The following is a 26,987-nucleotide window of genomic DNA, read 5'->3' on the forward strand; positions in this document are numbered from 1 at the left end:
TCGTCAGGTTTGGGAAACCCGATGTGCATCATTCGCTTTTGCTCTGGCGAAGCCTGACAAAGGATGCATATTAGGCCGAAATCGCGCCTCGGGGGTGCGGATTGCTTATGGCAACTCGGGGAAACATGAAGATTTTCAATTACAAGCGCGTACCCTACGCGGAAATGCGCGCATTTTCCGTCCATATTTTGACGGCCTCCGGTTCCTTTCTTGCTTTCCTCGGCGTCGTCGCCGCCGCCGAGCATCGTTTCGTCGACATGTTCTGGTGGCTGGGGCTGGCGCTTCTGGTCGATGGTATTGATGGACCGATCGCGCGCAAGGTCAAGGTCAAGGAAGTGCTGCCGAACTGGTCGGGCGACACGCTCGACAACATCATCGACTACGTCACCTACGTCCTGTTGCCGGCATTTGCGCTCTATCAGAGCGGCATGATCGGCGAGCCCTGGTCCTTCGTCGCCGCCGGCATGATCGTCGTCTCGAGCGCCATCTATTACGCCGACATGGGCATGAAGACGGAGGAGTATTTCTTCTCAGGCTTCCCCGTTGTCTGGAACATGATCGTCTTCACGCTCTTCGTCATGGATGCCAGCGCCACAACGGCGCTCGTCGTTGTCACCGTCTCGGTGATCCTGACCTTCCTACCAATCAACTTCCTGCATCCGGTGCGCGTCCAGCGCCTGCGTCCGCTCAATCTCGGCATCTTCTTCCTGTGGTCGGCGCTCGGTATCTATGCGCTGCTGATGCATTTCGTCGTGCCGCAATGGGCGCTCGTTCTTTTCGTTCTGAGCGGTATCTATCTGTATTGCATCGGCGCCGTCCTGCAGTTCCTGCCGACGCTGGGACGTCGTGCATAGGAGAATTGGGCTAGGAGAACAGGAATGACGAAGACACAGGCGGTCGTGCTGAACGGGACCGGTGGTCCCGAAGTTCTCGATTATGTCGATATCGACCTGCCGCCGCCCGGCGCCGGCGAAGTGCAGATAAGGCACGCGGCGATCGGCCTGAATTTCATCGACGTCTATTTCCGCACCGGCCTCTACAAGGCGCCGCATATGCCCTTCGTTCCGGGCAAGGAAGCTGCCGGCACGGTGACTGCGGTCGGTCCCGGCGTTTCGGATTTCAAGGTCGGCGACCGCGTCGCCTATGCCGGCTCCGACGGCGCCTACAGCATCGAGCGCAACATCGAGACCAGGCATCTCGTCACCGTGCCCGATGGCATCGGGCTTGATGCAGCCGCGGCGATGATGCTGAAGGGCATGACGGCGCAGTATCTTTTGAACCGCACATTCAAGGTCGGTCCTGAAACCACGCTGCTCTTCCATGCCGCAGCGGGCGGTGTCGGCCTGATCGCCGGCCAGTGGGCCAAGGCGCTTGGCGCGACCGTCATCGGCACGGTCGGATCCGACGCCAAGGCCGAGCTGGCACGCGAGCATGGCTACGACCACGTCATCAACTACGACACCGAGGATTTCGTCGCGCGCGTGTCGGAGATAACAGGCGGCAAGGGCGTAGACGTGGTCTACGATTCCATCGGCCGCGATACCTTCCCGCAATCGCTGGACTGCCTGAAGCGCTTGGGCATGTTCGTGTCCTTCGGCCAGTCATCCGGCCCGATCGAGGATTTCACCCTGGCGTTGCTGGCGCAGAAGGGCTCGCTCTTTGCGACCCGTCCCACGCTTTTCACCTATATCGCCACGCGGGATGAGCTAACTGATTGTGCAAACGCGTTATTTGATGTTGTTTTGAGCAACAAAGTGCGTATCAATGTCAATCAGACCTATCCGTTGCGCGAGGTTGGGCGAGCCCACACGGAACTGGAAGCTAGAAAAACGACCGGAGCGACGCTGCTGATCCCAGAATGATCCTGAAGGGGCAGGTCGGCAGTGGGAAATGAGGGGAAAGTGTCGTCATCGACTGTGCCGGCATCAGGCGCGTTATTGTCCGTCCAGAAACTGACAAAGCTCTTCGGCAGCTTTGCTGCCTGCAACCACATAGACCTCGATATCGCTCCCGGCGAAATCCATGCACTGCTAGGCGAAAACGGCGCGGGAAAATCCACGCTGGTCAAGATGCTGTTCGGCGTCCTGGAGCCGAGCGAGGGCGAGATCGTGTGGGAAGGTCGTCCGGTGGCGATCAGTTCGCCCGGAGCCGCGCGCAAACTCGGCATCGGCATGGTGTTCCAGCACTTCTCGCTGTTCGAGGCGCTGACCGTTGCCGAAAACATTGCGCTCTCTCTCGATGACAGCATCCCGATCGGCAAGATCGCCGAGGAGGCGAGGGCGCTGTCGCAGGCCTATGGCCTTCCGCTCGACCCGCACGCCCATGTGGCCGATCTGTCCGTTGGCGAGCGCCAGCGCATCGAGATCGTCCGCGCGCTCTTGCAAAACCCGAAGCTGATCATTCTCGACGAGCCGACCTCAGTGTTGACGCCGCAGGAAGCAGACAAGCTGTTCGAGACGCTGTTCAAGCTCAAGGCCGAGGGCCGCTCGGTTCTTTATATCAGCCACCGCCTGGAAGAGGTGCAGCGCATCTGCGACCGCGCCACCGTGCTGCGCCACGGCAAGGTCACCGGCGCCTGCGTACCGGCCGATGAAACGCCGGCCTCACTTGCGCGCATGATGGTCGGCAACGACGTGGCATCCGTCACCCACCCCGATCGCGGCGCCAAGGGTCCGGTTCAGCTTGCCGTCTCCGGCCTGTCGGTCGCTCCGCGCACGCCATTCGCCATGCCGCTGAAGGACGTGTCGATGACCGTCTGTTCCGGCCAGATCCTGGCGATCGCAGGCGTTGCCGGAAACGGGCAGGGCGAGTTGTTCGATGCGCTGTCGGGCGAATATCCGGTTTCGACGCCCGAAGCCGTCGTCATCCGCAACAAGCCGGTCGGCACCCAAGGGATCACCGCGCGCCGCTTGCTCGGCGCCGGCTTCGTGCCCGAGGAGCGCCATGGCCACGCCGCCGTCTCCGCGATGAAGCTCTCCGACAACCTCGTGCTCGCCCGCAGCAAATCCGACCGCAAGGCGTTTCTGTCCGGCGGCTTCCTCAAGATCATCCGCCGTAGCGCCGTCAGGAACGCGACGAAGCGCATTTCCGAGGAAATGGATGTTCGCAAAAGCGGCGAGGACCCGGCAGCCGGTTCGCTCTCGGGCGGCAACCTGCAGAAATTCATCGTCGGCCGCGAACTCGACCGCCAGCCGGCCGTCCTCGTCGTCAATCAGCCGACCTGGGGCGTGGACGCGGGCGCGGCAAGCCGCATCCGCCAGGCTCTCGTTGATCTCGCCCGCAATGGTTCGGCGGTTGTCGTCATCAGCCATGATCTGGACGAGATCTTCGAGGTCGCCACCGAGATCGCCGTCATCTCCGAAGGGCGCCTGTCGTCGCCATTCCCGGCAGGCGAGCTGACGCGCGAAAAGATCGGCCTGCTGATGGGCGGCCTGCATGAAAGCAAGACCGCGCCGGAGACCACGCATGCGCATTGAACTCGAAAAGCGTCCGCAGGCGTCGAAGCTCTACGGTCTCGTCTCGCCGCTCCTGGCGCTGGTCCTGACTCTGGTTGCCGGCGCGATCATGTTCGAGATCCTGGGCAAGGACCCGATCGAGGCGCTCGACGCCTTCTTCCTGGAGCCGCTGCTCGAAGTCTGGTCGCTGCACGAACTGGCGATCAAGGCGGCACCTTTGGTCATGATCGCCGTCGGCCTGACGGTCTGTTATCGCTCCAACAACTGGAACATCGGCGCCGAGGGTCAGTTCACCATGGGCGCGATCACCGGCTCGATCCTGCCGATCCTCTTCACCGAGTGGCATTCGCCGCTGGTGTTGCCGCTGATGCTGATCATGGGCGCTCTCGGCGGAGCACTGTTCGCCGGCATACCGGCGCTGCTCAAGGCGCACTTCAACACCAACGAGATCCTGACCAGCCTGATGCTGGTCTATATAGCCCAGCTCTTTCTCGACTGGCTGATCCGCGGCGCCTGGCGCAATCCCGCCGGGTTCAACTTCCCCGAAAGCGTCTCCTTCCCGCCTGAAGCGGTGCTACCGGCGATCTGGGAGGAGTCCGGCCGTGCCCACTGGGCCTTCATCTTCGCGATCATTGCCGCGATCCTCGTCTGGTTCATGCTGAAATACACGCTGAAGGGCTTCGAGATCGTCGTGCTCGGTCAGTCGGAACGGGCAGGGCGCTTTGCCGGTTTTTCGTCGAAGAAGATGATCTGGTTCAGCTTCCTATTCTCGGGCGCACTGGCCGGTCTCGCCGGCATCTCGGAAGTCTCGGGCTCGATCGGCCACCTGCAGCCGGCGATCTCACCGGGCTACGGCTTCACCGCCATCATCGTCGCCTTCCTCGGACGCCTCAATCCGCTCGGCATCATCGCCTCCGGCCTGGTGCTGGCGCTGACCTATCTCGGCGGCGAGGCGGCGCAGCTGTCGATCGGCGTCTCCGACAAGGTCACCCGCGTTTTCCAGGGACTGCTGTTGTTCTTCGTCCTGTCCTGCGACACGCTGATCGCCTACAAGATCCGCATCGTCTGGTCGCGTGTCCGGGGAGGCGTCGCATGAGCATTTTCGAAGCCATCCTGCTGACAGTCATCACCGCCTCGACACCGCTTGTCATCGCCGCACTCGGCGAACTGGTGACCGAACGCTCCGGCGTGCTGAACCTCGGCGTCGAGGGGATGATGATCATGGGCGCCGTCGCGGCCTTCGCCGGGGCGCAGATGTCAGGCTCGCCCTATATCGGCCTTCTCGCCGGCATCGCGATGGGCGCCATCTTCTCGCTGCTCTTCGCCTTCCTGACGCTGACGCTCGTTGCGAACCAGGTAGCGACTGGCCTGGCGCTGACCATTCTCGGCCTCGGCCTGTCGGGCATGCTCGGCGAGGGCTATGTCAGCGTGCCCGGCGTGCGGCTTGCGCCGATCGTCGTGCCCTACCTCTCCGACCTTCCCTTCGTCGGCTCGGTGCTCTTCAAGCAGGACCTGACCTTCTACCTGTCGCTGGCGCTGCTCTTCGGCGTCAGCTGGTTCCTGTTCCGCAGTCGCGCCGGCCTCAAGCTGCGCGCCATCGGCGACAGTCACGGTTCGGCGCATGCGCTCGGCATCAGCGTCATCCGCACGCGCTATCTCGCGGTCATGTTCGGCGGCGCCTGCGCGGGCCTTGCCGGTGCGCAGCTGTCGCTGGTCTATACTCCGCAATGGGTGGAGAACATGTCGTCCGGCCGAGGCTGGATCACGCTGGCGCTGGTGGTCTTCGCTTCATGGCGTCCGTGGCGTGTCTTTGCCGGCGGCTATCTCTTTGGCGCGGTCACGATCCTGCAGCTGCATGCCCAGGCTTTCGGTATCGGCATCCCGGCGCAGTTCCTGTCAATGTTGCCCTACGCGGCCACTATTGTGGTTCTCGTCATCATTTCTCATAATCGGCGCACGACGCTGATCAACACGCCGGCGTCCCTGGGAAAACCATTCGTCCCGGAACGATAGAACAAGAACAAACGAACTCAGAAATTCCAAACCACAGGGGTTATCATGAAAAGACTAGCATTCGCATTTGCCGCTTCGGCAGCTGCCATTCTGAGCGTCGGCTCGTCCGCACAGGCCGCCGACAAGACCAAGGTCTGCTTCGTCTACGTCGGCTCGCACACCGACGGCGGCTACTCGCAGGCGCACGACCTCGGCCGCCAGCAGATCCAGAAGGAGTTCGGCGATAAGATCGACACGCCTTATCTCGAAAACGTTCCTGAAGGCCCGGATGCCGAGCGCGCCATCGAGCGTCTCGCCCGCTCCGGCTGCAAACTGATCTTCACGACGTCGTTCGGCTTCATGGACGCCACCGTCAAGGTTGCCGCCAAGTTCCCGGATGTGAAGTTCGAGCACGGCACCGGCTACAAGTCCGGCCCGAACCTTGCGACCTACAACTCGCGCTTCTACGAAGGCCGCTACATTCTCGGCCAGATCGCTGCCAAGACCTCGAAGAACCACGGCGCTGCCTACATCGCCTCGTTCCCGATCCCGGAAGTGGTCATGGGCATCAACTCCTTCGAGCAGGGCGCGAAGTCGATCGATCCTGATTTCAAGCTCAAGGTCATCTGGGTGAACACCTGGTTCGACCCGGGCAAGGAAGCCGACGCCGCCAAGGCCATGGTCGACCAGGGGGTCGACGTGCTCACGCAGCACACCGACACGACGGCTCCGATGCAGGTTGCCGAAGAGCGCGGCATCCATGCATTCGGCCAGGCTTCCGACATGATCGCGGCTGGCCCGAAGGCACAGCTGACGGCAATCGTCGACACCTGGGGCAACTACTACTCCAAGCGCGTTCACGCGCTGCTCGACGGCACCTGGAAGTCCGAGCAGAGCTGGGACGGCCTGAAGGATAACATCCTCAAGATGGCCGACTACACCAACATGCCTGACGACGTGAAGAAGATGGCGCAGGATACCGAAGCCAAGATCAAGTCGGGCGAGATTCACCCCTTCACCGGTCCGATCAACAAGCAGGACGGCACCCCGTGGCTGAAGGCCGGCGAGAAGGCTGACGACGCCACGCTGCTCGGCATGAACTTCTACGTCGAAGGCGTGGACGACAAGCTGCCGAAGTGAGCATTTCTCACTGTTAGCACATGCGAAAGGGCGCTCGTTTCGGGCGCCCTTTTTGCTGCATTGCATACCAGAAAGTGCATTTACAAAAGTAATACTATATGATTTTCCTAGTGCGTGCCGCGGGAGGCGGCTTTTGGAGGAAATCATGAAATTCAAGACAGCACTCATGAGTGCCACGGTTTTTGCTGCCTGCATGTTCGGCTCGGCACAGGCCGCCGAACTGGTTGTCGGCTTCTCGCAGATCGGTTCGGAATCGGGCTGGCGCGCTGCTGAGACGACCGTCACCAAGGAAGAGGCCAAGAAGCGCGGCATCGACCTGAAGTTTGCCGACGCCCAGCAGAAGCAGGAAAACCAGATCAAGGCGATCCGCTCCTTCATCGCCCAGGGCGTCAACGCCATCCTGCTCGCACCTGTCGTCGAAACCGGCTGGGACGCGGTTCTGAAGGAAGCCAAGGAAGCCAACATCCCGGTCATCCTGCTCGACCGCACGATCAAGGCGCCCGAGGATCTCTACCTGACGGCCGTGACCTCCGACCAGGTCCATGAAGGCAAGGTTGCCGGTGACTGGCTCGTGAAGACCGTTGCCGACAAGAAGTGCAACATCGTCGAGCTGCAGGGCACCACCGGCTCCTCGCCGGCCATCGCCCGCAAGAAGGGCTTCGAGGAAGCCATTGCCGGCAAGTCAAACTTCAAGATCGTTCGCAGCCAGACCGGCGACTTTACCCGCACCAAGGGCAAGGAAGTCATGGAAAGCTTCCTGAAGGCTGAGAACGGCGGCAAGGACATCTGCGCCCTCTACGCCCATAACGACGACATGGCTGTCGGCGGTATCCAGGCGATCAAGGAAGCCGGCCTGAAGCCGGGCAAGGACATCCTCGTCGTCTCGATCGACTCCGTTCCTGATATCTTCAAGGCCATGGAAGCCGGCGAAGCCAACGCGACCGTCGAGCTGACGCCGAACATGGCGGGCCCGGCATTCGACGCGCTCGACGCCTACCTCAAGGACAAGAAGGCTCCGGCCAAGTGGATCCAGACCGAATCGAAGCTCTACACCCAGGCTGACGATCCGAAGAAGGTCTACGAGTCCAAGAAGGGCCTCGGCTACTGATCTGACACATGAACCGCACCGGTCCGTCATGGACCGGTGCGGAACTGCCGCGAACGCTGCCAGACATCATGTCGGGTTGCTATCAGGCCATGTCGGTCAATATCAGGAAAAGCCCACTTGATGATTCACAATTTCGAGAACGTCCTTGCCGCATCAGGCATATCGAAATTCTTCCCCGGAGCCGTCGCTCTCGACAAGGTCGATTTCACCCTTCGCAAGGGCGAAGTGCACGCGCTGCTCGGTGAAAACGGCGCCGGAAAATCGACGCTGATCAAGTGCATTACCGGTGCTTATCGCCGCGACGAAGGCAGCCTCACGCTTGATGGCGCCGAGATCGATCCGGCCGATACCCTTGCTGCGCAGCGGCTTGGCATCGGAACCGTGTATCAGGAGGTCAATCTCCTTTCCAATTTGAGCGTTGCCGAAAACCTGTTTCTCGGACGCCAGCCGAAGCGCTTCGGCATGATCGACGTTTCCACCATGAACCGCCAAGCGCGCGAACTGCTGCGACAATATGGCATGGAGATAGACGTCACCGCGCAGCTCGATCGCTTCTCGGTCGCCGTCCAACAGGTCGTGGCCATTGCCCGCGCCGTCGATCTCTCCGGCAAGGTGCTGATCCTCGACGAACCGACGGCAAGTCTCGACGCGCAGGAAGTGGCGATGCTCTTCGGCATATTGCGCGACTTGAAGAAACGTGGCCTCGGCATTGTCTTCATCACCCACTTCCTCGAGCAGGTCTATGACATCAGCGACCGCATCACGGTGCTGCGCAACGGCAAGCTGGTCGGCACCCGCGAGAAAGCCGAATTGCCGCGCCAGGGCCTGATCTCGATGATGCTCGGCCATGAACTGGCGCATGCAGAGGCTGTCGCGAAGGAACGCAGCGTCGCTGCCGGTCCCGTGAAATACAGCTTCGAGGGATACGGCAAGCGCGGCAAGGTGAAGCCCTTCGACCTGAACGTGCGCGTCGGCGAGGTCGTCGGCGTCGCCGGTCTGCTTGGCTCGGGACGCACGGAAACGGCAGAGCTTCTTTTCGGCATCGAGAATGCCGATAGCGGCACCGCCAAGGTCGATGGCAAGCCGGTGGCGCTCTCCAACCCGCGCGCGGCGATCCGCGCCGGTTTCGGCTTCTGCCCCGAGGACCGCAAGACCGATGGCATCATCGGCGATCTCTCGATCCGCGAGAACATCGCGCTGGCGCTCCAGGCGCGCCGGGGATGGGCGCGGCCGCTGTCTCGCGGCGAGCAGAACACGCTCGCCGATCAGTATATCAAGGCGCTCGACATCCGCACCACGGACCGCGAAAAACCGATCCGCCTGCTCTCCGGCGGCAACCAGCAGAAAGCGATCCTCGCCCGCTGGTTGGCCACCAATCCCGACTTCCTGATCCTCGACGAGCCGACCCGCGGCATCGATGTCGGCGCCCATGCCGAGATCATAAAGCTGATCGAGGAGCTCTGCGAAAGAGGCATGTCTCTGATCGTTATTTCATCGGAATTAGAAGAGCTTATCGCCTATAGTTCACGTATTTTGGTATTGCGGGACCGCGAGCATGTGGCGGAGTTGACCGGTGAAAACGTCAGCACGTCGCGCATCGTCCAGGCAATTGCCGCCGTGCAGAAAAAGACGGAGGACGCATGACGTCGTCACAGAAGGCGCTGCTCATCCGCCTGGCACCGCAATTGATCGCACTGGCCGTCATATTGCTGTTGAACTTCATAATGTTTCCACAGTTTTTTAATGTCACAATTCAAAATGGCCGGCTCTACGGAAGTTTAATCGACGTGTTGAACCGCGGTGCGCCCGTAGCCCTGCTGGCGACCGGCATGACGCTCGTTATCGCCACCAAGGGCATCGACCTCTCCGTCGGCGCGGTCATCGCCATCTGCGGCGCCGTTGCCGCGTCGTCGATCGTCTCAGGCAATTCGCTCGCCTGGACGCTGGTGCTGACGCTGCTGATCGGTCTCGCATGCGGGGTCTGGAACGGCTTCCTCGTGGCGGCCCTCAACATCCAGCCGATCATCGCCACCCTGGTGCTGATGGTTGCCGGTCGCGGCATCGCGCAGCTGATCACCGAAGGCGTGATCATGACCTTCAACGATGACGGTCTGATCTTCTTCGGCAGCGGCTCCTTCGCCTTCATGCCGATGCCCGTCGTCATCTGGCTGGTCGTTGGCGTGCTGGTCACGCTACTTGTCCGCCGCACCGCGCTCGGCATGCTCGTCGAGGCAACCGGCATCAATCGCCGCGCAAGCACGCTGTCCGGCGTCCGCACGCCGGTGCTGCTGATGGCGGTCTACATGCTGAGCGGGCTGTGCGCGGCGATCGCCGGCATCATCGTCGCCGCCGACATCAAGGGCGCCGACGCCAACAATGCCGGCCTCTGGCTTGAGCTCGATGCGATCCTCGCGGTCGTGGTCGGCGGCAACTCGCTGCTCGGCGGGCGCTTCAGCATCGTTGGCTCGCTCATCGGCGCGATGATCATCCAGGCGGTCAACACCGGCATCCTGCTCTCGGGCTTCCCGCCGGAGTTCAACCTGATCATCAAGGCGGTGATCGTTCTGGTCATCCTGGTGATCCAGTCGCCGGCCGTGCAATCGGCAGCCGTCTTTATGGGGCGTCGCTCCAGCCCGAGAGGGGAACTGCAGAAATGAATTCGAAATACCTGCCGCTGCTTGCGACAATCGTGATCTTCATCCTCTCCTACGCCGTCTGCGCCATGCAGTATCCGAACATGCTGTCGACGCGCGTGGTCGGCAACCTTCTGACCGACAACGCCTTCCTCGGCATTGCCGCGGTCGGCATGACCTTCGTGATCATCTCCGGTGGTATCGACCTCTCGATCGGCTCGGTCATCGCCTTCACCGGCGTGTTCCTGGCCGTCATCCTGCAGAACACCGGCATTCATCCGCTGGTCGCCTTCGCGCTGGTACTCGTCATCACCACTGCCTTCGGGGCGGCGATGGGGGCCGTGATCCACTATCTGCAGATGCCGGCCTTCATCGTCACGCTTGCCGGCATGTTCTTGGCGCGCGGCATGGCCTTCGTGCTCTCCATCGACAGCATCCCGATCGGCCACGATTATTACAACACGCTCGCAGGCCTATATTACAAGCTGCCGGGCGGCGGCCGACTCACTTTGATCGGCGCCGTGATGCTCCTGGTCTTCGCTGTCGGCATCTTCATCGCGCACCGCACCCGCTTCGGCACCAACGTTTACGCGCTAGGCGGCGGGGCGCACACGGCGCAGTTGATGGGTGTGCCGGTTGGTCGCACCACAATTCAGATTTACGCGCTTTCCGGCTTCCTTGCCGGCCTGTCCGGAATCGTTTTTTCCCTCTATACGTCCGCCGGCTACTCGTTGGCGGCCGTCGGTGTCGAGCTCGATGCCATCGCGGCGGTTGTCATTGGGGGCACTTTGCTGACGGGTGGAGCGGGATTTGTAGCAGGGACCTTTATCGGGCTCCTGATACAAGGGTTGATTCAGACCTACATCACCTTCGATGGAACACTCTCCAGTTGGTGGACGAAGATACTGATCGGCCTGCTGCTTTTTGCATTCATCCTGATGCAGAAAGCCATCCTGTTCCTCTCGAGTTTGAACAAGAGGTATGCCTGACGGGGGCCGTGGCTTGCGCAATCGAATTCTGGACACCGGGAAGACACAACGCCGATCTCGCACCAGCCACGCACAGGTGGTGGACGAACTCGGCCGTGCCATCGTCGCCGGCACCTATCCCGTCGGGAGCATCCTTCCTGGCGACATTGAGCTCGCACAGCGCTTCAAGGTGTCCCGCACGGTTCTTCGCGAAACGATGAAGACGCTGGCCGCCAAGGGCATGATCGTCGCCAAGGCGCGCGTCGGCACCCGCGTCACCGAAAAGAGCCAGTGGAACATGTTCGACAGCGAGGTGATCGCCTGGCACTTCGATGACGATGTGACCGAGGAGTTCCTGCTGCAGCTCTACGATATCCGCCTGGCCGTCGAACCTTTCGCGGCTGGCCTCGCGGCCGAGCGGGCAACGCCTGAAGAGATCGCGCTTCTGACCGATCTCGCCAAGGAGATGGCGGCGCCCGACCATACGACCGAGAGCCTGGCGATGGCCGATCTCGAGTTCCACCTCGCAGTCGCCGATGCCGCGCACAATCCTTTCATGCATACGCTCGGAAGCCTGATCGAGGCCGCGCTCGTCGGCATGTTCCGCATCAGCACGCCGCCCTCGCAGAGCGGCTTCTCGAACATCGCTGAAACGCATATGCGCATCGTCAAGGCGATAGCGGCGGGCGATGTGCCGGCCGCCCGTTCAGCAATGGAGGCGGTCATCGTCGAGGGCCGCGATCACGTCCACGACGCCTATGCCGGAATGACCAAGGTATCGGCCTAATCCATTTTGATCTTTGTTCCGTGTTCGTCTTGCTGCTATGAGGCGGCAACGCGCCTGTAACGGATTCTTGGGAGCAGACCATGGAACGCACTTGTCTTGCCGTCATTCTCGCTGCGGGTGACAGCACGCGAATGAAATCGTCGAAGTCGAAGGTTCTCCACCCGGTGGCCAATCGCCCGATGATCGCCCATGTCGTCGAAGCCGTGGCCAAGACAGATATCGGCGCTGTGGCGCTCGTGGTCGGCCGTGATGCCGATGAGGTCGCCAAGGCGGCTGCTGTCGGCGGTGTCGAGATCGAGGCCTATCTCCAGAAGGAACGCCTTGGCACCGGCCATGCGGTGCTCGCAGCCCGCGAGGCGATTGCGCGCGGTTATGACGATGTGATCGTAACGTACGGCGACGTTCCCCTGCAGACGGAAGCGCCGCTGAAGGCCGCACGCCAGGCGCTGGCTGATGGCAGTGATATCGTCGTCATCGGCTTTCACACCGACAAGCCGACCGGCTACGGCCGTCTGCTGGTCAAGGACGGCGAGCTCATTGCCATCCGCGAAGAGAAGGACGCGACCGACGCCGAGCGCGCCGTCACCTGGTGCAACAGCGGCCTGATGGCGATCAACGGTCGCAAGGCGCTGGAGCTTCTGGCGCTGATCGGCAACAACAATGCCAAGGGCGAGTATTATTTGACCGACCTCGTCGAGATCGCCCGCTCGCAGGGCGGCCGCGTCACCGCGGTCGATGCCCCCGAGGTCGAGATGACCGGCACCAACAACCGCGCCGAGCTCGCCGTCATCGAGCGGCTCTGGCAGGAGCGCCGCCGCCACGAACTGATGATCTCGGGCGTCACCATGATCGCTCCCGAAACCGTCTTCCTGTCCTACGACACCGTCATCGGCCAGGATGCGCTGATCGAGCCGAACGTCGTCTTCGGCCCCGGCGTGGTGATCGATGGCGGCGCCATCATCCATGCATTCTCGCATATCGAGGGCGCGCATGTCAGTGCTGGTGCCACGGTCGGCCCGTTCGCGCGCCTGCGGCCGGGCGCGGATCTCGCCGAAGGCTCCAAGGTCGGCAATTTCTGCGAGGTGAAAAATGGCAAGGTGGGCGAGGGCGCCAAGGTCAACCATCTGACCTATATCGGCGACGCGCGCATTGGTGCCGGCGCGAATATCGGCGCGGGCACGATCACCTGCAACTATGATGGCGTCAACAAGAGCGAAACGATCATCGGCGCAAACGCTTTCGTCGGATCGAACTCCTCGCTGGTGGCGCCCATAAGCATCGGCGACAGCGCCTACATCGCCTCAGGCAGCGTCATCACCAATGACGTTCCGGCGGACGCGCTTGCCTTCGGACGCGCGCGCCAGGAGATCAAGCCCGGCCGCGCCACCATCTTGCGCGAACTGGCTCTTGCGAAGAAGGCCGCCAAGAAGGCGAAGGGCTGATTGTCTTCGTAACGCGCGGTCACCGAAAGTGACCGCCGGGCCGATTGAGTAAAAAGCGAAAATTGTTACGACTGCCTGCAATTGATTGCTGGCTCTGGGGATTTCTTTATGTGTGGTATTGTTGGTATCGTTGGTAATAGCCCTGTGGCGGTGCGTCTGGTCGATGCGCTGAAGCGGCTCGAATATCGCGGTTATGATTCCGCCGGCGTCGCCACCATCCACGATGGCGCCATGGACCGCCGCCGCGCCGAAGGCAAACTCGTCAATCTCGAAAAGCGCCTCGATAGCGAGCCGCTGCCCGGCACGACCGGCATCGCGCACACCCGCTGGGCAACGCATGGCGTTCCCAACGAAACCAACGCCCACCCGCATTTCGTCAAGGGCGTCGCCGTCGTTCACAACGGCATCATCGAGAACTTCTCCGAACTGCGCGACGAACTGACCGCCGAAGGCGCCGTCTTCGAAACGCAGACAGACACCGAAGTCGTGGCCCATCTTGTCGCCAAGTATCTTGGCGAAGGCCTCGAGCCGCGCGCGGCGATGATGAAGATGCTGAACCGCGTCACCGGCGCCTATGCGCTGGCCGTCATGCTGCAGAAGGACCCCGACACGATCATGGCGGCGCGCTCCGGCCCGCCGCTTGCCGTCGGCTACGGCAAGGGCGAGATGTTCCTGGGCTCAGACGCCATCGCGCTGTCGCCCTTCACCAGCGAAATCACCTATCTCGTCGACGGCGACTGGGCGGTCCTGACCAAAGACGGCGCGACCATTCTCGATTTCGACGGCAACGAAGTCTCGCGTCCGCGCCAGATCTCGCAGACGACGGCCTATGTGGTCGACAAGGGCAACCACCGCCACTTCATGGAAAAGGAAATCTACGAGCAGCCGGAGGTCATTTCCCACGCGCTCAGCCAGTATGTGGATTTCGCCAGCAACACGATCAGCGCCAACGCCGCCGCGATCGATTTCAAGTCGGTGACCGGTCTCGCCATCTCCGCCTGCGGCACCGCCTATCTCGCCGGTCTCGTCGGCAAATACTGGTTCGAGCGCTATGCGCGCCTGCCGGTTGAAATCGACGTTGCCTCGGAGTTCCGCTACCGCGAAATGCCGCTGTCGCCGACGCAGGCGGCACTCTTCATCTCGCAATCAGGCGAGACCGCCGATACGCTGGCCTCACTGCGCTACTGCAAGGACAACGGCCTGAAGATCGGCGCCGTCGTCAACGTCAAGGAATCGACGATCGCCCGTGAATCGGATGCGATCTTCCCAATCATGGCCGGCCCCGAAATCGGCGTCGCCTCCACCAAGGCCTTCACCTGCCAGCTCGCCGTTCTGGCATCGCTCGCGCTCGGCGCCGGCAAGGCGAGGGGCACGATCGGCCCCGATAAGGAGAAGGAGTTGGTGCGCCATCTCGCCGAGATGCCGCGCATCATGAGCCGCGTTCTCAACGCCATCCAGCCGCAGATGGAAACCCTGTCGCGCGAGCTGTCGAAGTGCAAGGACGTGCTCTATCTCGGCCGCGGCACCAGCTATCCGCTCGCCATGGAAGGCGCGCTGAAGCTCAAGGAAATCTCCTATATCCACGCCGAAGGCTATGCGGCCGGCGAATTGAAGCACGGCCCGATCGCGCTGATCGACGAAAACATGCCCGTCATCGTCATCGCGCCCTACGACCGCTTCTTCGAAAAGACCGTGTCGAACATGCAGGAAGTGGCTGCCCGCGGCGGCCGCATCATCTTCATCACCGATGAAGCGGGTGCCGCGCATTCCAAGCTGCCGACCATGGCGACGATCGTTCTTCCCAATGTCGACGAGATCATCGCGCCGATGATCTTCTCGCTGCCGATCCAGCTTCTCGCCTATCACACGGCGGTCTTCATGGGCACCGATGTGGATCAGCCGCGCAACCTCGCCAAGTCGGTCACGGTCGAGTGAGGCCGTCCGACCGAGGCTTGTGCGGCGCGGCGAATTCTGGCAGTTTTTGGCACGGAAAGCACGGGGGCACTGATTTCCGATCGCAGCTAAACTCAACGGAGTTCGTCGGCATACGATGACGGAAAAACTGCCCCGATTGTCGGTCGCGTCGCGCATCAGAAACAACTTTCTGGCGGGCATCATCATCTGCGCGCCGATCGCCATCACGCTGTGGCTGACATGGTCGGTGGTGCGCTGGGCCGATAGCTGGGTAAAACCCTATCTTCCGGCACGCTACGACCCCGACAACTACCTGAATTTCGCCGTTCCGGGCTCCGGCCTGCTGATCGGCCTGATCATCATCACCATCATCGGCTTTCTCGGCAAGAACCTGATCGGCCAGCAGATCGTGATGTTCAGCGAGTCCCTTGTGCGCCGCGTGCCGCTGGTTCGCGTCATCTACAAGAGCGTCAAACAGATATTCGAGACGGTGCTCAAGGAGCGCAGCAACTCTTTCAAGAAGGTGGGGCTGATCGAGTATCCGAGCCAGGGCCTCTGGGCGATGGTCTTCATTGCGACGGATGCGAAGGGTGAGATCGCCTCGAAGTTCAACGCCATGGGCCACGACATGGTCAGCGTCTTCCTGCCGCCGACCCCGGTGCCGACGGCGGGCTTCCTGATTTTCGTGCCGCGCGAGAAGATCGTGCTGCTCGACATGTCGCCGGAAGACGCCGCTAAGCTTCTGATCTCGGGCGGCCTCGTGACCCCGGAAGAACTGGCCTCGCAGATCGCCGCACCCGAACCTGAACGCAAGCCGCTGCCTGCGCCGGTCGAGATGTAATCTAGCCGGTTCAGCCGCCGGCCTTCTCCCACTTCTTCACCAACCGGTCGCGCTTCAGCTTCGACAGGCGCTGCAGCCAGAAAATCCCGTCGAGCTGGTCGATTTCGTGCTGGATGCAGATGGCGAGAAAACCTTCCGCATCCTCCTCGCGCGTGTTTCCATCGACATCCTGATAGCGAAACCGCACCGCGTTCGGCCTGATCACCTCGTCGGTCGACCCCGGCATCGAGACGCTGCCCTCGGTATTGCGGCTGGTCTCCTTGGATGCACTGACGATCTCCGGATTGACGTAAACCCGCACACCATCCTCGCGGCTAAGCTCGATGACGGTCACGCGCTCGAGCACGCCGATATGCGCCGCCGTGATACCGACACCCGGGGCCGCGCGCATCGTGTCGAGAAGGTCGGCGACAAGCGTACGCAATGTGTCGTCGAAGGCTGTCACCGGTGCGCACGGCGTTTTGAGACCGGGGTGCGGGAAGCGTAGAATGGGGCGGACGGTCACGAAAACCTCTCCTGATTTCAGATGCGCCGAAACTATCTCCCGACTGGCGAATTGTCATCCGTATGAACGGTTTAACGCTGGACGTTCCCATGTCTTTCGGCTAGCACGAGTTGAATTCCGGCGTATCGAAGCGTTCTAAACTTCGAAAGAGATGCGAGGGCGGCAAAGATGACGAACGACGCAGAAGAGCTCGTCCGCACGCGTCCGGAGGACAGCGAAGCCGACCTCTACGACGAGAACGGAAACGTCCGCAGCGACTTCCTGGCGCTTGTCGGCGCGGCCATCGCCGACCGCGATACGATCTTCCTCAGACAGCACGTCGCACGCCTTCACGAATCGGAGCTGGGCGACCTGCTGGAATCGATCCAGCCCGATCAACGCTTAGCACTCGTTCGCCTGCTCGGCGACCAGTTCGACATGACGGCACTGACGGAGGTCGACGAGGCGATCCGCCGCGAGATCGTCGACCAGATGCCGAACGAGCAGATCGCAGCCGCGATCGGCGAGCTCGATTCGGACGACGCCGTCTACATTCTGGAAGATCTCGATCAGGAAGACCGCGACGAAATCCTGGCGCAGTTGCCATTCACCGAGCGCGTTCGCCTGCGCCGGGCGCTGGATTATCCTGAGAGCTCCGCCGGCCGCCGCATGCAGACGGAGTTCGTCGCCGTGCCGCCGTTCTGGACGGTCGGCCAAACGATCGACTACATGCGCGACGAGGAGAACCTGCCGGATTCCTTCTCGCAGATCTTCGTCATTGATCCGACGTTCAAGCTGCTCGGCGCCATCGATCTCGACAAGATCCTGCGCACCAAGCGGCAGAACAAGATCGAAACGATCATGCGCGAGACCAACCACCCGATCCCGGCCGAGATGGACCAGGAAGAGGCGGCGCAGCTCTTCGAGCAGTACGACCTTCTCTCCGCCGCCGTCGTCGACGAGAACGACCGGTTGGTCGGCGTGCTTACCATCGACGACGTGGTCGACGTCATCCACGAAGAAGCCGACGAGGATATCAAGCGCCTCGGCGGTGTCGGCGATGAAGAGCTGTCGGACAACGTCTTCTCGACCGTCAAGTCACGCTTCCTGTGGCTGGTGATCAATCTTGGCACAGCACTTCTATCGGCGAGCGTCATCGGCCTGTTCGACGGCTCGATCGAGAAGATGATCGCGCTGGCCGTGCTGATGCCGATCGTAGCCTCCATGGGCGGCAATGCCGGGACGCAGACCATGACCGTGACCGTGCGCGCGCTCGCGACCGGCGATCTCGATATATACAATGCCGGCCGCGTCATTCGAAGGGAAGTGGCGGTTGGCCTTGCCAATGGCGCCATGTTCTCTGTGATCATGGGCACCATCGCTGCCACCTGGTTTCACGACTACCAGCTTGGCTTCGTCATCGGCTCGGCCATGATCATCAATCTCTTCGCCGCCGCCGTCGCCGGCATTCTTTTGCCGTTGTTGCTCGATAAGGTCGGCGCCGATCCCGCCATTGCCTCGTCGGTTTTCGTGACCACGGTCACCGATTGCACCGGCTTCTTCGCTTTTCTGGGGATCGCCACCTGGTGGTTTGGCATATAGGCAACTCGCAGCCGGGTTGCACAAATTGACTATTACGTAAAAGTCAATATTATGGTTCCTGAATATCGAGGGATCCATGCCGGTTAGCAAATATTACAGCATCACGGAGTTGACGCGCGAGTTCGGAGTTTCGACGCGGACGCTGCGCTTTTATGAAGACGAAGGCCTCATTCACCCGGAGCGTCGTGGCCGCACGAGGCTGTTTCGCCCGACCGACCGGCGCCTGATCCAGGAGATCCTGCGCGGTCGCCGCATCGGCTTCACCATCGCCGAAATTCGCGAAATCATTCAGGTCTACAAGGAGCCGCCGGGCGAGCTTGGACAGCTGAAGCTGCTGATGAAGCGCGTCGACGAAAAGCGCGAGGACCTGCGCCAGAAGCGCAAGGATATCGACGACACTCTGGCCGAACTCGACAATATCGAAGAATCCTGCCTCGGCCGCCTCGCCGAAATCGGCGTCGGCACCTGATCAGCCAAAGCGCCCCTTATTGGGGCGCGGCGCTGCATTCGCTGGCAAGGCTGATGATGCGACCATCATCGGCCTTGACCTCGCCGGATTGAAACGGCGTGAACAGCTTCTGTTCCTGAAGTTTGTCGAGGGTGCACTGGCAGAAGCTGCGGCACAGCGCTTCGCCTTCCTGCAGGCTGCAGGACGTGTTGCATTGCTGCAGATAGGTCTGCACCGGATCGGGCTTGGCAGGCGGCACGATGTAAGCCAAAGCAAACGCAATCGAGATCAGTACCGGCTGGTGGACGAGGTAGAAGGAGAGGCTATGCCTGCCCAGCCTGGCGAGCAGGCTCGATCCGGTTCCGAAAGCTGCGAGCTTTTTCGGAAGCTTGGTGCGCAAAGCGATCGCAGCACTCGTCAGCCCAAGCAGAAACGGCACCATCCACGGAAACAGCGGAACATAGTCGTTGGAGCGCTGCGGCATCTCGGCGAAGCCGATCCAGGCGAGGTAACGCGGGTCGAAGAGCGGCGAGCGCAGGATACCCGGCGATACCCAGGTATCGGCGATCCAGCCGGCGACCGCCACGATGGTGACGGCGATGATCGCGGGCAGGGGCAATCGCAACAGCAGCACGCCCACCACGCTCAGCACGGCGATGCAGTGCAGGATCCCGAAGAAGATCCATTCTCCCGGCATGAAGAAATAGGTCGCGACGGAAATGGCCACCGACGCGGCGGCAATCATCGCGAACCGCTTCCAGAACGAATTCCAGCGCGTCTCGGGCGTATTGGCAAGCACCAGGCTGACGCCGACGATGAACAGGAAGGTCGAGGCGATGGCGCGGGCATAGAGCTTCAGCCAGCCGGTCTCGGCGGTACCCGGCGTAAGATAGCCGACGAACTCCATGTCCCAGGTGAAGTGATAGGTCGCCATCGCGATCAGCGCCGCGCCGCGCAGCGTGTCGAGCAAGCCGATGCGCGGCGGCTTTGGCGCCGCTGCGGTCTCCGTCGCCGGAACAGTCATTCACAATCCCCCAGGTGAGTCGTTTCCGTCGGCTGACGGATTGCTGCGGGGAATAGGAGAAAGGTGGAGATTTGATGACGGCTCGCGATCCATGATCGCCAGCCGCGCCTCGGAGAAGAACTGTCGCCGCGTCAGGACGACGATGACGATCGTAGTCGTCGCCATGAAGACGTAAGGGTTGATGAACCAGCCGAGATAGCCGATCGACAGGAAGATCGCCCGCAAGCCCTCGTTGAAGTGACCTCCGGCGATGATGTTCATGCGGATGACGCGCTCGGCGGCCCGTTCCGCCGCCAGAACGTCGTTTTCGGTGTCGCGCATCATCGGGATGCCGCCGAACAGGATGGTGCAGTAGTTGAAGAGGCGATAGGACCAGCCGAACTTGAAGAAGGCATAGCCGAACAGAGCCGCCAGACCGCCGACCTTCATCTCGAATACCGCGTGGCCGCTATGGAGAACCAGCGGCAGGTCGGCGAACACCGCATCGACCTTCTCCGTCGCGCCAAGCAGCGCGAAGCAACTGCCGACGGCAAATATCGAGGTGGAGGCGAAGAAGGCCGTGCCGTTCTGTAGGCCGGCCATTATCTGCGTATCGATCATCTTCAGGTCGCGGCGCAGCGAATTGTAGATCCATTCGCGCCTCCGCTCGATCATCGCATGCGTGAGACTGGTGCGGCCGAAGAGGCTTGCGCTGCGCAACAGTCGCGCATAGCCGAACCACATGAGCGCGAAGAAGCACAGGGCGATGTAATCTGGTGTCGTCATCATTATATTGATTCAGTCCCTCTCCACGCGCCCACTCTATAGATAGAAGCGCTGACCGCAACAACGGGCGGACATGGAACCTTTCATAGGATGATGTCGCACGCGTGAAATGCTATGTCGGGGAACCGAACGGATCGCAGGCTGCGCTGGCGTAGCCTGAATCAGTAAAATCTCAACAGGACGCACCCATGTTCCTTTCTGTTTTCGACGTATTCAAGATCGGCGTCGGCCCTTCCAGTTCCCACACGATGGGGCCGATGACGGCGGCGAACCGCTTTCTCGATCTGATTCTGTCGGATGAATGGCCGCGCCCGTCTTCGGGTGCCAATGTCGCGGCGATCAAGGTGAGCCTGCACGGCTCGCTCGCCCACACCGGTATCGGCCACGGGACGGGCAGGGCCGTCATCCTCGGCCTGATGGGCGAGCAGCCTGACAGCGTCGATCCCGACCAGATGGACGGCATTATCGACAAGGTCGAGCGCTCCGGCCGCATCACGCCTCCTGGGCACCCGGCCTATCAGTTCCAGCCGAAGACCGATCTGATATTCGACAAGAAGCAGCCGCTTCCGGGCCATGCCAACGGCATGTCCTTCTCCGCCTTCGACAAAGACGGCCGGATGCTTGTCCGCCGCATCTATTATTCCGTCGGCGGCGGCTTCGTCGTCACCGACACCGAACTGGAGACGATGCGCGCCAAGAAGAAAATGCCGTCGGATGGTGTCAAGGTGCCGTATCCCTTCTCCACCGCCAAGCAGATGCTCGAGATGGCGGCGCGATCAGGTGTCTCGATCGCGCAGATGAAGCGGGCCAACGAGGAAAGCCAGCGCAGCCGCGAGGAACTCAACGAAGGCCTCGACCGGATCTGGGAAGCAATGCGCTCCTGCATCGAGCGCGGCCTCAAGGTCGACGGCATCATGCCGGGTGGCCTCAATGTCCGCCGCCGCGCCCGCTCGATCCATGACAAGCTGCAGGAAGAGTGGCGCAGCAACCGTATCAATCCGCTGCTCGCCAACGATTGGCTGAGCGTCTACGCCATGGCTGTCAACGAGGAGAACGCAGCGGGCGGCCGCGTGGTCACCGCGCCGACCAATGGCGCCGCCGGCGTCATCCCGGCGACGATCCGTTACTACGAGCATTTTCACGACGATTGGGACCAGAACGGCATCCGCGATTACCTGCTGACGGCAGCGGCCGTCGGCGGCATCATCAAGCACAATGCCTCGATCTCGGGCGCCGAGGTCGGCTGTCAGGGCGAAGTCGGCTCGGCTGCCGCAATGGCCGCCGCCGGTCTCGCGGCCGTCATGGGCGGTACGCCGGAGCAGATCGAGAACGCGGCGGAAATTGCGCTTGAACACCATCTCGGCATGAGCTGCGATCCCGTTGCCGGTCTCGTCCAGGTTCCCTGCATCGAGCGCAACGCGCTTGGCGCCGTGAAGGCCGTGACCGCTGCGTCGCTGGCGATCAAGGGCGACGGTCGCCACTTCGTTCCGCTCGACGCCTGTATCGAGACCATGCGCCAGACCGGCTACGACATGAGCGAGAAGTACAAGGAAACCTCGACCGGCGGCCTCGCGGTCAACGTCGTCGAGTGTTGATAGGTCGGGCCGGCTATCGCGGTCTGGACGGCGTATCACACTGTGATTGGAAAACCGGCGGCTATGGGCCGCCGGCGCGTTCAAGCCGCTTGACGCTGCCGCGCAAAAGGATTTGAACGGCGGTATGGCATTGCATCTTATCAAACTCTGCGTCGGCGCCGACTCGATCGACGACTTGCGCGAATGGGTGGCCGAACGCTCCTTGAGGGCGATCGCGGCCGGCATGGAACCACACTCCGTCCACACGACCCGAATGGTCCCGAAGCGCGTTGAAGAGCTGCTCGACGGCGGCTCGCTCTACTGGGTGATCAAGGGCCAGGTTCAGGCGCGGCAGAAGCTGCTCGATATCCAGAGCTTTACCGATGGCGAGGGCATTGGCCGCTGCCATCTGGTGCTCGGCCCCGAGGTCATCGAAACGGCGGTTCAGCCGAAACGGGCCTTTCAGGGGTGGCGCTATTATCCGGAAGAGGATCGCCCGCGCGATCTCGATACGCTCGGCGAGGGCGTCGCCGAGATGCCCGCGGACCTCCGCCGCGAGCTCTCCGAGCTCGGCCTTCTCTGACGCAACACATTACATCAGAGAGACCAGTTCGCATTGGTTCAGCGGAGCCGCATCGTCACCGGCGCCCGGCCTTCCGGGTTGGTAACGTGAAGATAGATATTCGCTTCGGGCTGCGAGTAGCGCCAGGCGCGTGCGCCATGCGACAAGAGCAGGTTGATCAGGTCCTTGGTCTTGGCTGTCTTCGCCTTCGGGCGCGGCATGCCAATTTCGGCAAGACGCATAGCCGCTTCGTGAAGCGGATGCAGAACCGAGCGCGGATTCTTGCCAGTCAACCGACCTTCGGCCGGAAATTCCGGAACATTCTCGTTGATCGCCATAATTATCCCCGTACGCAATACAAATCAGGTCTAGGAAGGTCGGCCCTGTCGCGAACACCGATCAAGGCCGAATTCCGGGCCGCCGCCTGAACGTGATAGGCGGCGGTCGTCTTCATTACTGGGCGGAGGCCCAGCACTTCACGCCAGCACGCTTCAGCGTGTTGCAGGCGTTGACGGCTTGCTTCTGGTCGTCGAAGCCACCGAAGCGCGCGCGATAGCTGCCGGCATAGGCGACGGCGAAAGGCTTGGCGGAACGCAGTGCCTTGCCGCCCTTGCTCTTGGCGCCGTCGAGCAGGTCCATCGCTGCTTCGCGGCTGGCCGAGACGCCGATCTGTACGACCCAGCCTTCCGGCTGCGCCTGCTTGGTCGATGCGGTCGTGACGTTGTCGACCGAGGTATCACCCTGTTCCGGCGGAACGTAGGCGGTGGTCGGCGTGGGAACCGGAGCGGCTGCGGCCTGCTTGATCGGCTGCGTCTTCACCTTCGTCGGCTGCGGCATTTCCTGCAGAAGCGGATTGTCGGACTTGGACGACGACGTGCCGGCATAAGCGACCTGCGCCGAGGCAACCTCGGTGCGGCTGACCGGCAGCGGATGCGTCGGCGGCAATTCCGCGACGTCCTGTTTGGCAACGGTCACCGGAATAACGGTCTCGGACGAAATCTTCGGCGCCTGGGCAACCAGTGCGGAGCCGCCACGGCTCGAAGCCTTCGGCAGGTACGACGCAATCAGGTTGCGCATCTGGGTGTCGCGGGCAGGCGTGGACGCACCACCGAGAACGACGCCGACGATCGACTTGCCATCGACCTGAACCGAGCTCACGAGATTGAAGCCGGCAGCGCGAGTATAACCGGTCTTGATGCCGTCAACGCCGCGCACCGAACCGACCAGGCGGTTATGGCTGCGGATGATGCGGTTGCCGAACTTGAAGCTCTGCGTGGAGAAGTAGCCGTAATACTGCGGGAAATGCTGGCGCAGCGCGATGCCGAGACGGGCCTGGTCGCGCGCCGTGGTCATCTGCGCGGTGTTCGGCAGGCCGTTGGCATTGCGGTAGGTGGTGCGCGTCATGCCGAGCGCATGTGCCTTCGCGGTCATGATCTGCGCGAAGCGGTCTTCCGAACCGCCGAGCAGTTCGCCAAGCGCGGTCGAGGCGTCGTTGGCGGAAAGAGTGACGAGGCCGAGAATGGCCTGCTCGACCGAAATCGTGGCGCCCGGGCGAACGCCGAGCTTGGTTGGCGCCTGGCCGGATGCATGAGCGGAGAAGGGAACGGCGCTATCGAGACGGATGCGGCCCTGTTCGAGCGCTTCGAACGTCAGGTAAAGCGTCATCATCTTGGTCAGCGAAGCCGGATACTGCAAGCGATCGGCGTTTTCGCTGTAGAGGACATTGCCGGTATTGGCGTCGACGACAATGCCCGCATACTTCGAGTTGGCAGCTTCTGCGTTTGAACCCAAGCCAACCATACCGACTGCCATGGACAGCGCAACGATCGCCTTGATCAGGAAATTGCTGGAGCGGGACGGGGAAGCGGAGGAAGCTGACCTTGACACTATTTCACTCTTTGCTTGGCTTGCAGTTTAGAAGAATCGGGACCGCGCTTCGCCCGCACGATCAACCTCGTTGAAGGTAGCTCTTCGGGGTTACCAATCCGTTTATGATTAATCGTTTGTTTCACCGTTTCGGACCATTCTACCGAGATGTCGCGGAACGGTTCACGAGGCGCGTTTCCACAAATTGGGCAATAGCGGCATCAATATGTTCCCACTCCGCCAAATGACGGCTGGAGAAGCGGTAGAGCACACTTAAATCGCGCCCGACCTTGATATCGCGCTGGCAGTCGCCGCTGGTGGTGAGCTCCGGGCTCGCCGGCAGCAGGCAGCGCACGACGTAGTCGGGACCACCCTTGCGCGGCGCCGTCAGCAGCACTTCATCGCCATATCCGGTATCGGCCCGAAGCTTGTGAAGCGTCATTCCATTGGCGAAGGGATGTGGGGTCGGGTCGATCAGATGCGAGTAGATCGGCTCGAATCGTCCGGACATGTCACGCGACATGGTGGCCTGAGTGACCTGCAGGAAAATCAGGTCCGGGGACTTGGTGATATCGTCGAAGCGATCGCGGTTTTCGCTCGAATAACCCTGCATCTGCGGCCATGCCAGATAGAGGTCGGCGCGCTCGGTGGTGCCGCTGTGCCGCTGGCTGGGGAAGCGGATTGTGTTTTCCTGGAGCTGCAGCGTGTCCTGGCCGATCGTCAGCGTCACCGGCGCCGTGCTGTCTGTATTTCCGGCTAGCGACACGCGCGCGCCGAACCATCGGCCGCCAACGCTGATGGCAACGGTGAGCACCGCCAGAAGGGCGATGACAATGGTTGTGCGGATGAGAAAGCCAGTCGACAGGAGAGGGGATTCCTCGACCTCTGTGGAGCTCTGAATGGCCTGGCGCATGACGGCTTTCGAATATCTGACCGTCGCAGGAAAAACGTGAGCCGCCGGTGTCGCTGATCTATGGCGTGATGATCGGGTCTGCGTGGTTAATTAATCGTTAACCGAAGGTGTGGGCGCATGTCGGTGCCCCATAAAAAGCGAGCCGCTCCTGGGACAGCAGGAGCGGCTCTTGAGACGCCGGTCTGGACGTGCATGCGGGGACGGGACCAGGCGCCTTGCTTGCCCACCGGATTGCTCCGGCGGATGGAATTACTTGACGCTGCCGACAGCCACGGCGCGGCCGTCCTGGAGCTTGACCCAGCGGGTCGGATCGCTGGACGACTGGCGCTTCAGGTAGGTGTACTCGGTATCGGCCCAGAGCATGACCTTGTTGCGCATGTTGTCGAGAATGAAGTCGCCGCGATCAGTGCGAACGGTCAGCACGGCATGGCCATCGCCATTCGGCTGCAGCACGACGGTCATCAGGAGGTTCGACGGCGAGAAGCCGGCTTCGATCAGCATCTTGCGCTTCAGGAGCGCATAGTCTTCACAGTCGCCTGCGGTCTTCGGATAGGCCCAGCGTTCCTCGACGCCATAGATCTCCATGTCGGTCATCGGCGTGATCTCGGAGTTGACCTGGTAGTTGATCTTCAGGATCGTCTTCCAGCTGTCTTCAGTCAGCACCATCGTGCCCTGGTCGCCGGCTGCGTTCTTGCAGTCTTCTGGGATTTCCTTGCAGAACTGGTAAGCGCCGATCGGCGGGCTGGTGTTGCCGAGAACGGTCATGCTCTGGTAGCCGGCCTGTCCGACGCCTGCCATCGACATGAGCATCGCGGCAGCGGCGAGGCCGCCCTTGATGAAGTTTGTTATCGTCATTTGTATGTCCCCGTTTGTGAGGAGACATTGCCAGACGTGTTTTTACTCGACGCAAAATTCAGAAGCAAAATTAAAGGCTTAGTTGATTCAAAAGCGCGTCGAATTCGACTAAAATCAACATCGAATTTTACCGGAATTCGAAGGGAATGTTTACCAAGGTTGCTTCAAATTTTATCTTTCTCAAAAAGCCTCGCCGCCATCGGATGGCTCGTTTCGAGGCAAAAGATTAACGCGGGCGGTCAGGTCGCGATTTCGGTAATATTGCGTTCATCATGTGGCTTGCGAGGAATCGGTGATCTTTCGACCGCTGGAGAGCCGGATTCGCCCGCAAATGGCGCGTTTTGAGCCGCTTTTTAAGGTGATGCGTCGAAAATTATTTTTGAGAAATTTCGCGAAATCTGTCGGTCGCGGCGATAATTGCGCGCGCCATGCCGTCGTGATCGGGTGCATGAGCGGCATTTTCGACGAGGACGAGCTCGCTTCCCGGCCACGCCCGCGCCAATTCCCATGCCGTGTGTCAATGCCGGGTGAATTTTCCCCATTAGCGCCGAAGTAAAATTCCCCACTTATGCCGACGTGGACGACAGGGCGAATTGAGGATTTTTCGGCGGCCG

The 26,987-nt window shown here is 61.5% G+C and carries 26 protein-coding genes; 18 read left to right on the forward strand and 8 right to left on the reverse strand.

The features are described 5' to 3' along the window. Positions 1 to 125 precede the first annotated feature (125 nt). From pcsA to J5286_RS11195, 14 genes are all read left to right on the forward strand, one after another. On the forward strand, positions 126 to 854 hold the full coding sequence (gene pcsA, locus J5286_RS11130) for a phosphatidylcholine synthase (protein ID WP_112821653.1): 729 nt from the start codon (positions 126 to 128) through the stop codon (positions 852 to 854). Positions 855 to 878: 24 nt separating this feature from the next. Next, the gene (locus J5286_RS11135; protein ID WP_209190377.1) at positions 879 to 1,862 is read left to right on the forward strand and encodes a quinone oxidoreductase family protein; all 984 of its coding nucleotides are present in this window, start codon (positions 879 to 881) and stop codon (positions 1,860 to 1,862) included. Positions 1,863 to 1,901: 39 nt separating this feature from the next. Continuing rightward, positions 1,902 to 3,476, forward strand: a complete 1,575-nt coding sequence (locus J5286_RS11140) for an ABC transporter ATP-binding protein (protein WP_209190378.1) — start codon at positions 1,902 to 1,904, stop codon at positions 3,474 to 3,476. Continuing rightward, the gene (locus J5286_RS11145; protein WP_209190379.1) at positions 3,466 to 4,551 is read left to right on the forward strand and encodes an ABC transporter permease; all 1,086 of its coding nucleotides are present in this window, start codon (positions 3,466 to 3,468) and stop codon (positions 4,549 to 4,551) included. The genes J5286_RS11140 and J5286_RS11145 overlap by 11 nt, the downstream gene beginning before the upstream one ends. Next, complete coding sequence (locus J5286_RS11150) at positions 4,548 to 5,468, forward strand: ABC transporter permease (RefSeq protein ID WP_047510348.1); 921 nt, start codon at positions 4,548 to 4,550, stop codon at positions 5,466 to 5,468. The genes J5286_RS11145 and J5286_RS11150 overlap by 4 nt, the downstream gene beginning before the upstream one ends. Before the next feature lie 45 nt (positions 5,469 to 5,513). Then, a complete protein-coding gene (locus J5286_RS11155) occupies positions 5,514 to 6,587 on the forward strand; it encodes a BMP family ABC transporter substrate-binding protein (protein WP_209190380.1) in 1,074 nt (357 codons plus the stop codon). Between the two features lie 145 nt (positions 6,588 to 6,732). Beyond that, complete coding sequence (gene ytfQ / locus J5286_RS11160; RefSeq protein ID WP_112945640.1) at positions 6,733 to 7,695, forward strand: galactofuranose ABC transporter, galactofuranose-binding protein YtfQ; 963 nt, start codon at positions 6,733 to 6,735, stop codon at positions 7,693 to 7,695. Positions 7,696 to 7,815: 120 nt separating this feature from the next. Beyond that, entirely contained in the window at positions 7,816 to 9,339 is a 1,524-nt protein-coding gene (gene ytfR / locus J5286_RS11165; RefSeq protein WP_209190401.1) for a galactofuranose ABC transporter, ATP-binding protein YtfR, read from the forward strand. After that, positions 9,336 to 10,352 (forward strand): ABC transporter permease, encoded by a 1,017-nt coding sequence (locus J5286_RS11170; RefSeq protein WP_209190381.1) that lies wholly within the window; start codon positions 9,336 to 9,338, stop codon positions 10,350 to 10,352. Before ytfR ends, J5286_RS11170 begins: the two co-directional genes overlap by 4 nt. After that, positions 10,349 to 11,317, forward strand: a complete 969-nt coding sequence (yjfF, locus tag J5286_RS11175) for a galactofuranose ABC transporter, permease protein YjfF (RefSeq protein ID WP_209190382.1) — start codon at positions 10,349 to 10,351, stop codon at positions 11,315 to 11,317. The genes J5286_RS11170 and yjfF overlap by 4 nt, the downstream gene beginning before the upstream one ends. Further along, a complete protein-coding gene (locus J5286_RS11180) occupies positions 11,310 to 12,083 on the forward strand; it encodes a FadR/GntR family transcriptional regulator (protein ID WP_449090102.1) in 774 nt (257 codons plus the stop codon). Before yjfF ends, J5286_RS11180 begins: the two co-directional genes overlap by 8 nt. A gap of 80 nt (positions 12,084 to 12,163) precedes the next feature. Beyond that, entirely contained in the window at positions 12,164 to 13,525 is a 1,362-nt protein-coding gene (gene glmU / locus J5286_RS11185; protein ID WP_209190383.1) for a bifunctional UDP-N-acetylglucosamine diphosphorylase/glucosamine-1-phosphate N-acetyltransferase GlmU, read from the forward strand. Positions 13,526 to 13,633: 108 nt separating this feature from the next. Beyond that, positions 13,634 to 15,460, forward strand: a complete 1,827-nt coding sequence (gene glmS, locus J5286_RS11190) for a glutamine--fructose-6-phosphate transaminase (isomerizing) (RefSeq protein WP_209190384.1) — start codon at positions 13,634 to 13,636, stop codon at positions 15,458 to 15,460. A 115-nt stretch (positions 15,461 to 15,575) separates the two neighbouring features. Next, complete coding sequence (locus J5286_RS11195) at positions 15,576 to 16,280, forward strand: DUF502 domain-containing protein (protein ID WP_047510364.1); 705 nt, start codon at positions 15,576 to 15,578, stop codon at positions 16,278 to 16,280. A 10-nt stretch (positions 16,281 to 16,290) separates the two neighbouring features. Here the strand turns inward: J5286_RS11195 and J5286_RS11200 are convergent, their stop codons facing one another. Beyond that, a complete protein-coding gene (locus J5286_RS11200) occupies positions 16,291 to 16,785 on the reverse strand; it encodes a peptide deformylase (RefSeq protein ID WP_209190385.1) in 495 nt (164 codons plus the stop codon). A 168-nt stretch (positions 16,786 to 16,953) separates the two neighbouring features. Here J5286_RS11200 and mgtE point away from each other — a divergent pair, with 168 nt between their 5' ends. Together mgtE and J5286_RS11210 are read left to right on the forward strand one after the other, a co-directional pair. Continuing rightward, the gene (gene mgtE / locus J5286_RS11205) at positions 16,954 to 18,366 is read left to right on the forward strand and encodes a magnesium transporter (RefSeq protein WP_018899931.1); all 1,413 of its coding nucleotides are present in this window, start codon (positions 16,954 to 16,956) and stop codon (positions 18,364 to 18,366) included. A 76-nt stretch (positions 18,367 to 18,442) separates the two neighbouring features. Next, positions 18,443 to 18,835: a MerR family transcriptional regulator gene (locus J5286_RS11210; protein WP_018899930.1), complete on the forward strand. Its 393-nt coding sequence runs from the start codon at positions 18,443 to 18,445 to the stop codon at positions 18,833 to 18,835. 16 nt (positions 18,836 to 18,851) lie between these two features. Here the strand turns inward: J5286_RS11210 and J5286_RS11215 are convergent, their stop codons facing one another. Together J5286_RS11215 and J5286_RS11220 are read right to left on the reverse strand one after the other, a co-directional pair. Further along, a complete protein-coding gene (locus J5286_RS11215) occupies positions 18,852 to 19,838 on the reverse strand; it encodes a heparan-alpha-glucosaminide N-acetyltransferase (protein ID WP_209190386.1) in 987 nt (328 codons plus the stop codon). Then, positions 19,839 to 20,603 carry a DUF599 domain-containing protein gene (locus J5286_RS11220; RefSeq protein ID WP_113235851.1) on the reverse strand — a complete coding sequence of 255 codons (765 nt, stop codon included), beginning with the start codon at positions 20,601 to 20,603 and terminating at the stop codon, positions 19,839 to 19,841. 188 nt (positions 20,604 to 20,791) lie between these two features. Between J5286_RS11220 and J5286_RS11225 the strand changes: the two genes are divergently transcribed. Both J5286_RS11225 and J5286_RS11230 read left to right on the forward strand, forming a co-directional pair. After that, positions 20,792 to 22,198 (forward strand): L-serine ammonia-lyase, encoded by a 1,407-nt coding sequence (locus tag J5286_RS11225; RefSeq protein ID WP_209190387.1) that lies wholly within the window; start codon positions 20,792 to 20,794, stop codon positions 22,196 to 22,198. Between the two features lie 124 nt (positions 22,199 to 22,322). Next, positions 22,323 to 22,760 (forward strand): DUF1489 family protein, encoded by a 438-nt coding sequence (locus J5286_RS11230; protein ID WP_026283272.1) that lies wholly within the window; start codon positions 22,323 to 22,325, stop codon positions 22,758 to 22,760. A 38-nt stretch (positions 22,761 to 22,798) separates the two neighbouring features. On the opposite strand, the gene J5286_RS11235 is transcribed toward J5286_RS11230, so the two are convergent. From J5286_RS11235 to J5286_RS31620, 5 genes are all read right to left on the reverse strand, one after another. Then, positions 22,799 to 23,077, reverse strand: coding sequence for a hypothetical protein (locus tag J5286_RS11235; protein WP_209190388.1), 279 nt, complete (start codon positions 23,075 to 23,077; stop codon positions 22,799 to 22,801). Positions 23,078 to 23,192: 115 nt separating this feature from the next. Then, a complete protein-coding gene (locus J5286_RS11240; RefSeq protein WP_209190389.1) occupies positions 23,193 to 24,626 on the reverse strand; it encodes a serine hydrolase in 1,434 nt (477 codons plus the stop codon). A 139-nt stretch (positions 24,627 to 24,765) separates the two neighbouring features. Then, a complete protein-coding gene (locus J5286_RS11245) occupies positions 24,766 to 25,518 on the reverse strand; it encodes a hypothetical protein (protein WP_209190390.1) in 753 nt (250 codons plus the stop codon). Positions 25,519 to 25,767: 249 nt separating this feature from the next. Then, the gene (locus J5286_RS11250; RefSeq protein ID WP_018899921.1) at positions 25,768 to 26,373 is read right to left on the reverse strand and encodes a transglutaminase-like cysteine peptidase; all 606 of its coding nucleotides are present in this window, start codon (positions 26,371 to 26,373) and stop codon (positions 25,768 to 25,770) included. Between the two features lie 270 nt (positions 26,374 to 26,643). Next, positions 26,644 to 26,987 (reverse strand): hypothetical protein (locus J5286_RS31620; protein ID WP_209190391.1); only part of this gene is annotated, 344 nt, incomplete at its 5' end.

The organism is Rhizobium sp. 16-488-2b (assembly GCF_017741815.1).
Lineage (GTDB): Bacteria > Pseudomonadota > Alphaproteobacteria > Rhizobiales > Rhizobiaceae > Rhizobium.

Excerpts from the sequence above, each read along its gene's own strand:
- yjfF (WP_209190382.1), top strand. The coding sequence starts at position 10,349 with ATGAATTCGAAATACCTGCCGCTGCTTGCGACAATCGTGATCTTCATC.
- glmU (WP_209190383.1), top strand. The coding sequence starts at position 12,164 with ATGGAACGCACTTGTCTTGCCGTCATTCTCGCTGCGGGTGACAGCACG.
- J5286_RS11215 (WP_209190386.1), bottom strand. The coding sequence starts at position 19,838 with ATGACTGTTCCGGCGACGGAGACCGCAGCGGCGCCAAAGCCGCCGCGC.
- J5286_RS11210 (WP_018899930.1), top strand. The coding sequence starts at position 18,443 with ATGCCGGTTAGCAAATATTACAGCATCACGGAGTTGACGCGCGAGTTC.
- J5286_RS11235 (WP_209190388.1), bottom strand. The coding sequence starts at position 23,077 with ATGGCGATCAACGAGAATGTTCCGGAATTTCCGGCCGAAGGTCGGTTG.
- glmS (WP_209190384.1), top strand. The coding sequence starts at position 13,634 with ATGTGTGGTATTGTTGGTATCGTTGGTAATAGCCCTGTGGCGGTGCGT.
- J5286_RS11135 (WP_209190377.1), top strand. The coding sequence starts at position 879 with ATGACGAAGACACAGGCGGTCGTGCTGAACGGGACCGGTGGTCCCGAA.
- J5286_RS11250 (WP_018899921.1), bottom strand. The coding sequence starts at position 26,373 with ATGACGATAACAAACTTCATCAAGGGCGGCCTCGCCGCTGCCGCGATG.
- mgtE (WP_018899931.1), top strand. The coding sequence starts at position 16,954 with ATGACGAACGACGCAGAAGAGCTCGTCCGCACGCGTCCGGAGGACAGC.
- J5286_RS11220 (WP_113235851.1), bottom strand. The coding sequence starts at position 20,603 with ATGACGACACCAGATTACATCGCCCTGTGCTTCTTCGCGCTCATGTGG.
- J5286_RS11230 (WP_026283272.1), top strand. The coding sequence starts at position 22,323 with ATGGCATTGCATCTTATCAAACTCTGCGTCGGCGCCGACTCGATCGAC.
- J5286_RS11170 (WP_209190381.1), top strand. The coding sequence starts at position 9,336 with ATGACGTCGTCACAGAAGGCGCTGCTCATCCGCCTGGCACCGCAATTG.
- pcsA (WP_112821653.1), top strand. The coding sequence starts at position 126 with ATGAAGATTTTCAATTACAAGCGCGTACCCTACGCGGAAATGCGCGCA.
- J5286_RS11245 (WP_209190390.1), bottom strand. The coding sequence starts at position 25,518 with ATGCGCCAGGCCATTCAGAGCTCCACAGAGGTCGAGGAATCCCCTCTC.
- J5286_RS11145 (WP_209190379.1), top strand. The coding sequence starts at position 3,466 with ATGCGCATTGAACTCGAAAAGCGTCCGCAGGCGTCGAAGCTCTACGGT.
- ytfR (WP_209190401.1), top strand. The coding sequence starts at position 7,816 with ATGATTCACAATTTCGAGAACGTCCTTGCCGCATCAGGCATATCGAAA.
- J5286_RS11155 (WP_209190380.1), top strand. The coding sequence starts at position 5,514 with ATGAAAAGACTAGCATTCGCATTTGCCGCTTCGGCAGCTGCCATTCTG.
- ytfQ (WP_112945640.1), top strand. The coding sequence starts at position 6,733 with ATGAAATTCAAGACAGCACTCATGAGTGCCACGGTTTTTGCTGCCTGC.
- J5286_RS11225 (WP_209190387.1), top strand. The coding sequence starts at position 20,792 with ATGTTCCTTTCTGTTTTCGACGTATTCAAGATCGGCGTCGGCCCTTCC.
- J5286_RS11180 (WP_449090102.1), top strand. The coding sequence starts at position 11,310 with ATGCCTGACGGGGGCCGTGGCTTGCGCAATCGAATTCTGGACACCGGG.
- J5286_RS11195 (WP_047510364.1), top strand. The coding sequence starts at position 15,576 with ATGACGGAAAAACTGCCCCGATTGTCGGTCGCGTCGCGCATCAGAAAC.
- J5286_RS11150 (WP_047510348.1), top strand. The coding sequence starts at position 4,548 with ATGAGCATTTTCGAAGCCATCCTGCTGACAGTCATCACCGCCTCGACA.